The organism is Pseudoalteromonas sp. SR45-1, assembly GCF_014163655.1.
Classification (GTDB): Bacteria; Pseudomonadota; Gammaproteobacteria; order Enterobacterales; family Alteromonadaceae; genus Pseudoalteromonas; species Pseudoalteromonas distincta.
Genome location: NZ_JACJDR010000010.1, coordinates 1 through 13,312, shown reverse-complemented (window position 1 = coordinate 13,312; position 13,312 = coordinate 1). Strand labels below are relative to the sequence as shown.

At 41.3% G+C, this 13,312-nt stretch carries 10 protein-coding genes and 1 pseudogene; 10 read left to right on the top strand and 1 reads right to left on the bottom strand.

Translation table 11 applies throughout. The features are described from left to right. Window positions 1–126 precede the first annotated feature (126 nt). From metA to H5089_RS11480, 7 genes are all read left to right on the top strand, one after another. Complete coding sequence (metA, locus tag H5089_RS11510) at window positions 127–1,074, top strand: homoserine O-succinyltransferase (RefSeq protein ID WP_002958117.1); 948 nt, start codon at window positions 127–129, stop codon at window positions 1,072–1,074. After that, the gene (locus tag H5089_RS11505; protein ID WP_024605362.1) at window positions 1,064–2,137 is read left to right on the top strand and encodes a homocysteine S-methyltransferase family protein; all 1,074 of its coding nucleotides are present in this window, start codon (window positions 1,064–1,066) and stop codon (window positions 2,135–2,137) included. Before metA ends, H5089_RS11505 begins: the two co-directional genes overlap by 11 nt. A 9-nt stretch (window positions 2,138–2,146) precedes the next feature. Further along, complete coding sequence (metH, locus tag H5089_RS11500) at window positions 2,147–4,777, top strand: methionine synthase (RefSeq protein ID WP_182712240.1); 2,631 nt, start codon at window positions 2,147–2,149, stop codon at window positions 4,775–4,777. A gap of 149 nt (window positions 4,778–4,926) precedes the next feature. Next, on the top strand, window positions 4,927–5,685 hold the full coding sequence (locus H5089_RS11495) for a HEPN domain-containing protein (protein ID WP_076925136.1): 759 nt from the start codon (window positions 4,927–4,929) through the stop codon (window positions 5,683–5,685). Window positions 5,686–5,687: 2 nt separating this feature from the next. Continuing rightward, window positions 5,688–6,443: a hypothetical protein gene (locus H5089_RS11490; RefSeq protein WP_182712239.1), complete on the top strand. Its 756-nt coding sequence runs from the start codon at window positions 5,688–5,690 to the stop codon at window positions 6,441–6,443. Between the two features lie 187 nt (window positions 6,444–6,630). After that, a complete protein-coding gene (locus H5089_RS11485) occupies window positions 6,631–7,128 on the top strand; it encodes a (2Fe-2S)-binding protein (protein WP_182670838.1) in 498 nt (165 codons plus the stop codon). Beyond that, window positions 7,125–9,386 (top strand): xanthine dehydrogenase family protein molybdopterin-binding subunit, encoded by a 2,262-nt coding sequence (locus H5089_RS11480; RefSeq protein WP_182712238.1) that lies wholly within the window; start codon window positions 7,125–7,127, stop codon window positions 9,384–9,386. Before H5089_RS11485 ends, H5089_RS11480 begins: the two co-directional genes overlap by 4 nt. Before the next feature lie 63 nt (window positions 9,387–9,449). On the opposite strand, the gene H5089_RS11475 is transcribed toward H5089_RS11480, so the two are convergent. After that, the gene (locus tag H5089_RS11475; protein ID WP_008132353.1) at window positions 9,450–9,647 is read right to left on the bottom strand and encodes a CsbD family protein; all 198 of its coding nucleotides are present in this window, start codon (window positions 9,645–9,647) and stop codon (window positions 9,450–9,452) included. 285 nt (window positions 9,648–9,932) lie between these two features. On the opposite strand from H5089_RS11475, the gene hrpB reads away from it, so the two are divergent. The 3 genes and pseudogenes from hrpB to H5089_RS11460 all read left to right on the top strand — a co-directional run. Next, the gene (gene hrpB, locus H5089_RS11470; protein ID WP_182712237.1) at window positions 9,933–12,359 is read left to right on the top strand and encodes an ATP-dependent helicase HrpB; all 2,427 of its coding nucleotides are present in this window, start codon (window positions 9,933–9,935) and stop codon (window positions 12,357–12,359) included. A 73-nt stretch (window positions 12,360–12,432) separates the two neighbouring features. Then, window positions 12,433–12,861, top strand: coding sequence for a hypothetical protein (locus H5089_RS11465; protein ID WP_170072028.1), 429 nt, complete (start codon window positions 12,433–12,435; stop codon window positions 12,859–12,861). Window positions 12,862–13,020: 159 nt separating this feature from the next. Beyond that, window positions 13,021–13,312, top strand: a pseudogene (locus tag H5089_RS11460) (nuclear transport factor 2 family protein); the annotation flags it as partial.

Here is a 13,312-nt window from a genome sequence, read left to right as displayed (position 1 = left end):
ATAACTTTTAGTAAATCTTAAAAAAATCATGAATAAATTTCATTTGGACATCTATACATCTAGAGGTTGATATTTTTTACTTTCAGTTCATAATTAAGCCTCGGTTTTTATGAGCAGGAGTAAAGTATGCCAATTACAGTAAAAGACGAGTTGCCGGCAATTGCACGTTTACGTCAAGAAAACGTATTTGTAATGCCAAAAAGTCGTGCAAAAACGCAAGAAATACGCCCAATGCGTTTGGCTATTTTAAACTTAATGCCTAATAAAGTAGAAACCGAAGTTCAGTTTATTCGCTTACTTGCCAACTCACCTTTGCAAGTAAACGTAGAACTACTGCGCCTCGACACTCACCGCAGTAGCAGCAACTCAGAAGAGCACCTTGATACCTTTTACCGTTACTTTTCTGAGGTTAAAGACAACAATTACGATGCATTAATAGTAACCGGTGCGCCACTTGCCCATTTAGAATACGACGATGTAGCGTATTGGGATGAGCTAAAGGTCATTATTGATTGGGCTGAGCAACACGTTACCTCTACGTTATTTTCGTGTTGGGCAGCGCATGCAGCGTTATATCACCGTTACAATTTAAAACGCGATTTAAAAGACGATAAACTGTGTGGCGTATTTACTCACCAGTGTTATTTTGATCACGGTGCACTGACTCGCGGATTCGACGATACCTTTTTGGTACCGCACTCACGCTACGGCCATATTGATATAAATAAAATAAACGCCTGTGAAGAACTCGTTGTACTGGCAGGTTCTGAGCGAGTAGGTGCTTACTTACTTAAAAATAAATCGGGTAGCCAAGTGTTTATAACCGGCCACCCAGAGTACGACGCCGACTCGCTAAAAGCAGAATACGAGCGCGATTGTAAAAAAAGCCCTAATGCACCAAAGCCCGAAAATTACTTTCCGGATGACGATGCAACCAAACAACCTTCAAAAACGTGGCAAAGCCATGCTTTTTTACTTTTTTCGAACTGGTTAAATTACTACGTGTACCAAACCACACCGTATGATATTAATTTAGTTAGCCAAGACGTGAGGACTAACAACTATGCCGAATAACGCGCCTACAAATAATAAGCAAGCCGAAATAAGTGCCGCATTAAAAGAACGCATTTTAATTTTAGATGGCGCTATGGGCACCATGATCCAAGATCATAAGCTAGAAGAAGAAGACTATCGCGGAGAGCGTTTTAAAGACTGGCATGTATTAATTAAAGGCAATAACGATTTATTAAGCCTAACCAAGCCCGACTTAATCACTGATATTCATCGTGGTTTTTTATCAGCGGGCGCCGATATTATCGAAACCAACACGTTTAACTCGACCACTATTTCGATGGAAGATTACGACATGGCAAACCTAAGCCGTGAAATAAACCTAGAGTCGGCTAAATTAGCACGCGCAATTTGCGATGAATTTACGGCTAAAACGCCAGAAAAACCGCGCTATGTAGCCGGTGTTTTAGGGCCGACATCTAAAACGTGTTCAATTTCGCCAGACGTAAACGATCCGGGTTACCGAAACGTTACTTTTGATAAGCTAGTTACTGCGTATGTAGAGTCTACCCTTGCATTAATGGAAGGCGGCGCCGATTTAATACTAATCGAAACTATATTCGACACGCTTAATGCAAAAGCCGCCTCGTTTGGTGTAGAAGAAGCCTTTGAACAAGCAGGGCGCACATTACCAGTTATGATCTCGGGCACTATTACTGACGCTTCTGGCCGTACGCTTTCTGGGCAAACAACCGAAGCATTTTATAACTCTATTCGCCATATTAAGCCTATTTCGATTGGTTTAAACTGCGCGCTTGGCCCTGATTTACTGCGCCAATATGTAGAAGAGCTTTCGCGCGTGTGCGAAACCTTTACATCGGTACACCCTAATGCGGGCTTGCCTAATGAGTTTGGTGAATACGACTTAGAAGCGCCTGAAATGGCAGCCGAAATTATCGATTGGGGTAAATCGGGCTTTATTAATATAGTAGGTGGATGTTGTGGCACCACGCCTGCGCATATTCGTGCTTTTGCAAAAGGTCTAGCGGGCGTTAAACCACGCCAATTGCCAGAGCTTGAAGTACGCATGCGTTTATCAGGCCTTGAAGCCTGTAACTTAAATTAAGGAGCCAACATGACCCAACAAATAGCAGTATTTACTAATGTCGGCGAACGTACCAATGTAACCGGTTCTGCCATGTTTAAACGTTTAATCATGGAAGAAGACTTTGAAGCCGCGCTAACAGTGGCCCGCGAACAAGTAGAAAATGGCGCACAGGTTATTGATATAAACATGGACGAAGCCATGTTGGACTCAAAAGCCGCGATGGTTAAGTTTTTAAACTTAATAGCCTCAGAGCCTGATATTTCACGCGTACCCATAATGGTCGACTCCTCTAAATGGGAAGTAATAGAAGCAGGCCTAAAGTGTATTCAAGGTAAGGCCATTGTTAACTCTATATCGCTAAAAGAGGGCGAAGAGCCGTTTATTCGCCAAGCTAAAATAATAAAACGTTTTGGTGCAGCTGCCGTTGTAATGGCGTTTGATACTGACGGGCAAGCTGATACAGCAGACCGCAAATATGAAATATGTGCCCGCAGCTACAAAATATTAGTAGAAGACATTGGTTTTCCACCAGAAGATATTATATTCGACCCTAATATATTTGCCGTAGCCACCGGTATAGAAGAGCACGACAACTACGCAGTAGAATTTATTGAAGGCACACGCCGCATTAAACAAAACTTACCGCACTGTAAAGTGTCGGGCGGGGTGTCAAATGTATCGTTTTCATTTAGGGGTAATAACCCAGTACGTGAAGCTATTCACTCGGTATTTTTATACCACGCCATAAAAGCGGGTATGGATATGGGCATTGTAAATGCAGGGCAACTCGCCGTTTACGACGACATCCCAGAAGAGCTTCGTAAAGCCGTTGAAGACGTAATACTTAACACAGACCCAGGTGCAGGCGAGCGTTTAGTAGAGCTTGCACCAAAATACTCTGGTATGGCACAAGCCGAGCGAGTAGAAGATTTAGAATGGCGCACATGGCCTGTTGAAAAACGCCTTGAGCACGCGCTTGTAAAAGGCATTACTACCTTTATAGATGAAGATACCGAAGAGTGCCGCGCTGCTGCCGATAAACCTATTCACGTAATTGAAGGGCCGTTAATGGATGGCATGAACGTAGTAGGGGATTTATTTGGCGCAGGTAAAATGTTTTTACCACAAGTGGTTAAATCGGCGCGCGTAATGAAACGAGCCGTAGCCTACTTAGACCCATTTATTGAAGCCGAAAAAGAAGAAGGTTCAACCAATGGTAAAATAGTGATGGCGACCGTAAAAGGCGACGTACACGACATAGGTAAAAACATTGTAGGCGTGGTACTGCAATGTAATAACTATGAAGTTATTGATTTAGGCGTAATGGTACCTGCCGATAAAATACTGCAAACCGCCATCGACGAAAAAGCCGATATTATTGGTTTATCGGGCTTAATTACCCCATCGCTTGACGAAATGGTGCACGTAGCAAAAGAAATGAAACGCCGTGGTTTTGAACTGCCGCTACTCATTGGTGGTGCAACTACCTCTAAAGCGCACACCGCAGTAAAAATTGAGCCGCAATATGACAAAGGCGTTGTGTATGTAAATAACGCAAGCCGTGCAGTTGGTGTGGTTTCAAACTTACTATCAAAAGACATTAAACCTGACTTTTTAGCTAAAACTAAAGCTGAATATGTAAAAGTACGCGAGCAACAAGCGCGCAAAAAACCACGTTCTAAGCCTGTTACAATCCAGCGCGCACGCGATAACGCAGCAAAGCTTGATTGGGATAACTACACGCCACCAGTGCCTAAAAAGCTGGGCGTGACTGAATTTAAAAACGTATCAATCGCGACTTTGCGTAAATACATAGATTGGACGCCATACTTTATGACGTGGTCAATTGCCGGTAAATACCCGCGCATAATGGACGATGAAGTAGTAGGCGAGCAAGCACAAAGCTTATTTAAAGACGCTAACGATATGTTAGACGACCTTGAAAAAGCAGGCAGTTTGCAACCACTTGGTGTAATTGGTTTATTCCCGGCTAACCGCGTGGGTGATGACATTGAGATATACACCGACGAAACACGCAAAGAAGTATTAACTACTTCGTGCCATTTACGTCAGCAAACCGAAAAAACCGACTTTGCTAATTATTGCCTAGCCGACTACATAGCACCCAAAGGCACGCCTGATTACTTTGGCGCGTTTGCAGTAACGGGCGGCCTAGAAGAAGACGACTTAGCCAATGCGTTTGACGCACAGCAAGACGACTACAACAAAATAATGGTTAAAGCCGTTGCCGACAGGCTCGCCGAAGCGTTTGCAGAATACTTACATGAAAAAGTACGTAAAGAGTATTGGGGTTTTGCACCAGACGAAAACCTAGCAAACGATGAGCTAATACGCGAAAACTACCAAGGTATTCGTCCAGCGCCAGGTTACCCTGCGTGCCCAGAGCACACTGAGAAAAAGAAAATTTGGCAGTTGCTCGACACCGAAAAACGCATTGGCATGCAGCTAACCAGCTCGTACGCCATGTGGCCAGGTGCTGCTGTTTCGGGTTGGTACTTCTCACACCCTGAGGCTAAATACTACGCAGTAGCAGCGGTACAACGCGATCAAGTAGAAGACTACGCTAAACGAACCAATATGACGCTAGCAGAAGCTGAAAGATGGCTATCGCCTAATTTGGGGTATGATCCGGAGTAAAGCGAAACGGTTAGTTTCTAGCTATCAGTTAAAACAAAAAACGAGCCTAATTTGGCTCGTTTTTTATTTTTTATTAAGAAAACTTAATTTTAAAGTATTAAAAATAGTTAATATATTCATTATTTAAACATAAATTATAAGGAAATATTTTGAGCTCTATAAAAGAAGTTTTATTTGGTGAACAAGAGAAACAGGCTGAAAAATGGGTTCGCGAAAGGCTTACTGATCAAAATTTAACAGTTGAATCTGAGGAGTGGCAAAGTTTACTCAATGACTATTCAGCTTATCAAGATTATTTAAATGATGAATATGAATGGATTTCAGAGATAAAATGGTTAAAAGAAAATGGCTCAGTTGATATCTATCAAAATTTTGTGACTGAGTTAACCAATATCAAAAAACTTGCTGAAAATTCACTTTCTGAACCTATACCTCTTAATGAAAATTTAATAATTAAAATGTGTTATTCATACTCAGTAACACTTCTTGAAGCTTTTTTAGGGGACACAATAAAAGCCTTAATATCTGAAAATAGTGTCTATCTAAATAATGCGTTAGAGCGTGTGGATCAAATAAGAAATACGAAATATTCATTATTTGATTTATCTAAATCAGGAATGGATTTAAGTGGGTTGGCAATTAAGTGCGTTAGCGAGGTATTATTTCACAAAATTGATAAAACCATGGAAATGTACAAAAAAGTACTTGGTTGTAAAATAAATATAGACACTTCTAAAGTGAAATTAATCATCGACATAAGGCATGATATTGTTCATAGAAATGGGTATACCAAAGAAAATGAGGTAATTGATATTCTTCCTCATGATTTATATCAGGCTATTACTGATATAAAAAATCTGGTCGATAAGTTGCAGAAAATAATAGCGAATCAAAAACTAAAGGACTAAGAATGAAGTATATAAATTTCATCTTCTTTTGCTTATCACTACTTTTCACATCACACATATTTGCGCTTGAGCAAAAGTATCACGAGAGTGTTTTACCTGTTATTGCTGCTTTTAAAGCGCATGATAAAACTGCGATTGCAGCACTTATTCGCTACCCTCTAAAAAGGCAATATCCATTGCCTGACATTAAAAATGAAGCTGAGTTTATTAACCGCTTTGATGAAGTGTTTGACGATGAACTCACCACAGTTATTGCCAGTTCAAACATTAAAACTGATTGGGAGAAAGTAGGTTGGCGCGGCATTATGCTAAATAACGGCGTTATGTGGGTTGATACTGATGGTAAAATTATCGGTATAAATAGCGGAACATCTAAAGAGCAGACACTTGCAAAAAGCTTAATCGAAGACGATAAGCAATCTTTGCATTCAAGTATTAATAACTTTGAAAAACCAGTACTCGATTGGAGAACAGCTAACTACCATATTCGTGTTGATGATTTAGGCGATCATAATTATCGATATGCAGTGTGGAATATTGATAAAAGAGCAAAGGATAAGCCTGATATGGTTTTATTTAACGGCGATGTAACGGTTAGTGGCACTGGCGGTAATCACCATTATACGTTTAAAAATGGACGTTATAGTTACATACTACATGTAACCATTATTGGCTGTGATACATCACCACCAGGTTGGCTTGAAGTCTATAAAGACGATGAGCAATTGTTGTCTGAAGATGTTATGAGCACTCATTAATGTATGTTTTAGTATGCTTGATAATGTAGATCTGTTTTTAACAGTAAAACGTTCTAATAATTAGTATTTTTATAAAACAGATCTAAGTGGTAGGCTAAAAGTAGTAAGTATAAAATAGTAAGTAATTAAAAATAGTTCTCGCGCAACTAGGAACCCTCCTGTAAAGCGCTTTGCCAAGGAGTTTAGTATGATCACGCTTACCATTAATGGTAATAAACATGAGTTTTCTGGCGATCCGTCAACGCCAGTATTATGGTATCTCCGAGATGAATTAAATTTAACTGGGCCTAAATTTGGCTGTGGTATGGCACAGTGCGGTGCGTGTACCGTGCATATTGATGGGGTAGCTCAGCGCTCGTGTGTATTACCTGTAGCGGCAGCAGCAGGGCGTTCAATTACGACAATTGAAGGGTTAAGCGAGCAGGGCGACCATCCTGTACAACAAGCATGGATAGAGCATAAAGTACCGCAGTGTGGTTTTTGCCAGTGCGGCCAAATGATGCAAGCTGCAAGCTTATTAGCTGCAAACCCAACCCCTACCGACGATGAAATAGTAAGTAATATGTCGGGAAATATTTGCCGTTGTGGTACATACCCGCGTATTCATAAAGCAATTAAATCAGCTGCTAAAACAATGGCGAGTGTTCAGTATTTTGACCCAAATGAACAAGGGGAAGAAGTATGAACCAAGATAACAAATACTTTGATTTAAACCGCCGTAAGTTTTTAAAAACCAGTGCAATAGGTGCGTTGGTACTCGGTACTTATTTTGTAGGCAGTGCGCCAAGAGCATTCGCGGGAGTGTTAGAGCAACCATCTGAGCAAGCAAAGCGCGCAAACTTATTTATTGCACTGCGCCCAGACGGCATGGTTGAAATAACCTGTCATCGCTCTGAAATGGGTCAACAAATTCGCACCGCGATTGCACAAATAGTTGCCGATGAAATGGAAGCTGCGTGGGATAAGGTTATTGTTATTCAGGGTAAGGGCGACCCTAAATATGGCGATCAAAATACCGATGGCTCGCGCAGTATTCGCTACAACATGCAACGCCTGCGTGAAATGGGCGCAAGTGTACGTTACATGATGCAGCACGCTGCCGCTAAGTATTGGAAAGTTGACCCGCAGACCTGTACAGCCAATCAACACGTTGTTACACACAGCTCAGGTAAATCGCTTACTTATAAAGATTTAATCGACTTAGCGCTTACAATAACGCCACCAGAAGCTGACAAACTAACACTTAAAACACGCAAAGAATGGCGCTACATTAATACTGGCATGGCGCACATAGATTTAGCCGATTTAGTAACAGGTAAAGCAATATTTGCAGCCGATGTACGCGAACCACAAGCGCTAGTGGCTATAATTGAACGCCCTCCGGTAGTAGGCGGTGTTGTTAAGTCATTTGATGCCAGTGCTACAAAAGCGATAAACGGCGTTGTAGATGTTATTGAAATTCCTGCACCAAAAGGCGCACCGCAGTTTCAGCCAAAAGGCGGTATTGCGATTATAGCTAAAAACACATGGGCTGCATGGCAAGGGCGTAAAGCATTAAAAGTCGTGTGGGATGATGGCAAAAATGGCGATTACAATTCAGAAGAATTTAAAAAGTCATTACTAAAAACAGTACAAACTCCACAGGCAAACATACGTGATAAAGGCGATGCCATGGGCGTGTTGGCTAAATCGAGCAATAAACTCGTAGCTGATTATTACGCACCGCATCTTGCTCAAGCACCAATGGAGCCGCCGTGTGCAACAGCTATGTACAACAAAGACAGTGTTGATATATGGGCTGCTACGCAAAATCCACAAGCCGATATGAAAACAGTGGCTGCCATGCTTGGCATGGATGAGAGCAAAATTAATGTTCACGTTACCATGTTAGGAGGCGGCTTTGGGCGTAAGTCAAAACCTGACTTTTCAGCAGAAGCCGCTTACCTTTCAATGAAAGTAGGCAAACCTATTCGTGTGCAATGGACGCGTGAAGATGACATACAACATGGTTTTTACCATGCGGTTTCGGCTCAGCATATTGAAGCATCGCTAGATAAAAATGGCGCTATAGAATCTTATTTACACCGCACCGCGTTTTCACCAATTACCTCTACCTTTTCAGAAGGGGCGACTACGCCAGGGAGCTTTGAACTGCGCTTAGGGTTTACCGATAACCCTATTAACACACCTAACATGAAGTTAGAAAATGGTGATGCGCCTGCCAAAGCACGAATTGGTTGGATGCGTTCTGTATCAAATATTTTTCATGCCTTTGCTATTCAGTCATTTATTGGCGAAGCGGCGCACAAAGCCGGTCGCGACCAAAAAGACTATTTACTAGACACCATAGGTCCGAGTCGCATTGTTGATGTAACTGAGCAAAATGCCACATACGATAATTACGGTGGCGATAAAGAGGTTTACCCTTTAGATATTGGCAGACTGCGCCATGTTATTGAAAAAGTAGCTGACATGAGTAAATGGGGGCGAGAACTTCCTAAAGGGCGAGGTTTAGGCATAGCAGCACACAGAAGCTTTTTAACTTACGTAGCTACGGTAGTTGAAGTAGAAGTGTCGGATGCTGGCGATTTAAACGTAATTAAATCGTGGGTTGCCATTGATGCGGGTACGGTTGTAAACACCGACACCGTTAAAAACCAAACCCAAGGTGGCTCTATTTATGGGATTACAACTGCAATCAGCGATGGTATTACCTTTGATAAAGGCCGCGTACAGCAAAGTAACTTTCATGATTATCGCGTACCGCGTATGAGCGATTCACCTCTTGAGATTGACGTTGAAATTGTACAAAGCGATGCACCACCAGCAGGGGTAGGCGAGCCATCTACACCAGTTTATGCGCCAGCATTATGTAATGCTATTTTTGCAGCGTGTGGAAAGCGTATTAGGCAGTTACCAATAGGTGACCAGCTAAAAGCGTAACTAAATAACCTACAGCTTAAACAAAAAAACCGCCAAAATGGCGGTTTTTTTAGAAGTTAGCGATTAGTGAGTTTTTTCAAACTCATCAACTTCACGCTCTGCTTCTTCTTTAGATTTACCATACTGCTGCTGGATTTTACCCACTAGCTCTGTACGGCTACCTTCAATTTTATCTAAATCGTCGTTAGTAAGATCGCCCCATTTTTGCTGAGCCTTACCTTTAAGTTCGTTCCAATTACCTTTCATACGATCGCTGTTCATAAGTTTCTCCTTACTTAGATTTAATTAACGTTCAGTATAAAAGGAGCAAGGCGTATACCAATAAGTTAAATTTTTATTTTGCATTTATAATCATGGTGTTATGTTTTTATTGGGGCAGTAATAATTAATTTTTTGAGCACATCCTTAAAAAATGTACAGAGCGGTCTGTAATTATTTCTGATTATGTAACCATTAATTAAATCCTTTATAACCACATAGCTTTAGCGGCGCGTTTATTTTTGGTTTTTGTTACAATGCACACAAAGCAATTTTGGGTAAATAGCTGTGCTGCCGGTTCAAGACATATATCAACAACTCGTTACTACATTACAAAGTAATCCTATTACGTTATTACAAGCACCGCCTGGTGCGGGTAAATCTACGTGGTTGCCGCTACAACTAATGCGTGACGGGCATTTTAAACGTATTGTAATGCTAGAGCCTCGCCGTTTAGCTGCACGTAATATTGCAAGTTACTTAGCAAAGTGCCAAAACGAGAGTGTTGGGCAAAGTGTAGGTTTGCGGATCAGGGGCGAGAGTAAAGTAAGCGCTAATACGCGCCTCGAAATAGTCACCGAAGGCATGCTCACACGCATGCTGCAAAACGATCCCGAATTAAGCGATATTGATTTACTGATATTTGATGAATTTCATGAGCGTTCAATTGCAGCCGATACCTCACTTGCCTTTGCGCTCGAGACCCAAAGTGCGCTACGTGAAGATTTAACCATCATGCTTATGTCGGCAACGCTAGATACAGAGCGCTATACAGCTTTTTTTGACTGCCCTGTAATTCAATCAAGCGGTCGCAGCTACCCGATAGACGAAGTATACATACCCATAAAAGATGAAAGCCGCTGGCTTGATGCAATTCCTAATATAATAAAACAAGCACTTAATGAGCAAACAGGTAGCGTATTGGTGTTTTTACCTGGGCAATTTGAGATACTACGCGTGCAACAAGCACTGAGCGATTTACCAAGTAACTGCCAAGTTGCAACGCTATTTGGCGAGCAAGATAAAGCTAATCAGCAAGCTGCTATTGCTCCTGCACCAAACGGCATGCGCAAAGTAGTGCTAACCACCAATGTAGCCGAAACCAGTTTAACTATTGAAGGCATACGCATTGTAATTGACAGCGGCAAGCGCCGTGCAGCTACCTTTAATTTAAAAACAGGGGTTACTGAACTCATAACACAAAGTATATCGCGCTCGTCTGCTGTGCAGCGTGCTGGGCGTGCAGGGCGAATAGAGCCGGGTATTGTATATAGGCTTGGCTCAAAGCAAACCTTTGAGCGACGTAATAGCCACGACAATCCCGAAATACTCACATCAGACATAAGCCAACTTATGCTTGAGGCAAAGCAGTGGGGAGCCTGTATTGATGAGTTAACCCTACTCGATAAGCCCACTGAGCAACAATGTGAGCAAGCAAGTAACCTGCTTAACATGCTAGAAGCTATTGATAGCAAAGGTAAGCTCACACCGCTTGGCAGTAAAATGTTAGGTTTTGGTGCTGATATTCGTTTGGCGCATATGCTATTAAAAGCACAAATACTTGATGACCAACTCCCTGGTATTTTTAGGCTCGCTATTTATTTAGTGGCATTACTTGAGAGCCGAGTAAATAGTGCAAACGAGTTGACCTTAGCGCTGCATAGCCAGCAGCAACGTCCGCATCCGGTATTTAAACAACAGTTAAAATATTGGCAAAGCCGCTTAAAAGTAAAAGACGAAAACAGCGAATTAAATACGCATTATATAAGTTTGCTGGTGGCATTGGCATACCCCGATCGCATCGCTAAAAAACGTGGTAATGGTTATTTACTTGCCAATGGTGCTGGTGCTGAGTTAAATGCCGATTACTGGCACAACGACGATTACTTAGCTATAGCAACCATGGGCGGGCACAAAGGTGGGCGTATATTTGCAGCCACCGCGCTTAACCCATTTGAGTTACAAGAATTTTTACCGCATTTATTTAGTGAACTTACTCGTTGTGAGTTTGATGAAAAATCAGCGCGCTTTATTCACCAAGATGAAGTAAAGCTCGGGGCTATAACGCTCAGCAGCCAGCCTAGTAAACAAAAACTAGATAAGAGCGAGCGTGCTAAAGCGTGGCTTAACTTATTTGCTAAACATGGTTTTGCATTATTTAACGAGCAACCTGATGCGCAGCAATTGCTGATACGTATGAGCTTAGCAAGTAATTTAATGCCCGATAAATTTCCGCAAATAAACGAGCAACAACTTATTCAAAATGCAGCGCAGTGGCTAGGCGTATTTTTAGAAGATATTAAAACGCTCACGCAGCTTAAAAAGTTTAACTACTTTGAAGCATTACAAAACTGCTTTGATTGGCAACAGCAAACCGCTTTAAAAACACTGTTACCACTGCGCTTAACGGTGCCCAGTGGCTCAAATATAAAAATAGAATACCAACTAGATGGCCCTGCAAAGCTAAGCGTTCGTATGCAAGAAGTTTATGGCTTGACCAACACGCCTATGCTTGCCAACGGTAAACTGCCACTACTTATGGAGTTGCTATCGCCGGGTAAACGCTCACTGCAACTTACTCAAGATTTAGCGCACTTTTGGGCTAGCAGTTACCGCGATGTGCAAAAGGAAATGAAAGGTCGCTACCCTAAACATTTTTGGCCGGACGACCCTGCCAACAGCGTTGCAACGAATAGAGTAAAGAGCAAAATGTAATTTGCCGTATTTTATAACTTTATTTACTTTAAATAGTGTGTTTTTATATTAGAAACAATAAGGAATGTTAAAAATGAAAATAATATTTGCTGCTTTACTTCTACTCTCATCGGGTGTCAGTGCTAACAATTACCAAGAAGAAGTTGATAAATTTTTTGAATTGTACGCTGATGAAAAAACAAGCGATGCTGTTGATTCCATTTACGCAAGTAATAAATATGTGTCGTCGATACCTGATCAGGTAAAACAGATAAAAACACAGCTATCCTCACTTGATGATCTTGTTGGTGAAATTAATTTCATTAATAAGGTTTCTGATTATAAAGTTGGGGAGCTTTTTGTTCATGTAACCTACCTAGTAACCTACGATAGGCAGCCTATTCGTTTTGAATTTCAATTTTTTAAAGTGAAAGAAGGTTGGAGAATTTATTCAATGTCTTTTGATGACAATATCGATGAAGATATAAAAGAACTTGCAAGAAAAGCTGCGCTAAAAAATTAATGTATTAATAAATTTAGTCGTTTTAGTAAAAATACTTTTTTAAAAAGAGTCGTTATGAAGTGCAAGCTAAGCTTTCTATAAATTATATTTCTTAGCTTTTCAGCCCGTGCCGATGAGCCGTTAGACCTAAAGCTGTTTGCACTGAATTATTACAACGCCATGACCGCCACACAAGCACCTAACGCAGGTGCTAAAGAGCTTGAGGCTTACCTTGCATTGTTAACCGATGATATTGGCAATCAACATATTCCGTATCAACCGGATGACTCACGTACTCCAGATGGTAAAAAGCAGATGCGCAAAGGTATAAGTTTTTACTTAGGTGCGCACACATTGTTTGAAAGCACACTGCTTCATACATTTGTATTTAACGATACAGGCTTTGCTATTCGTTATAAAAACTATGTAAAAGGTATTCATCCGCAAAATGGCGATGATCCGCAAGTATCAC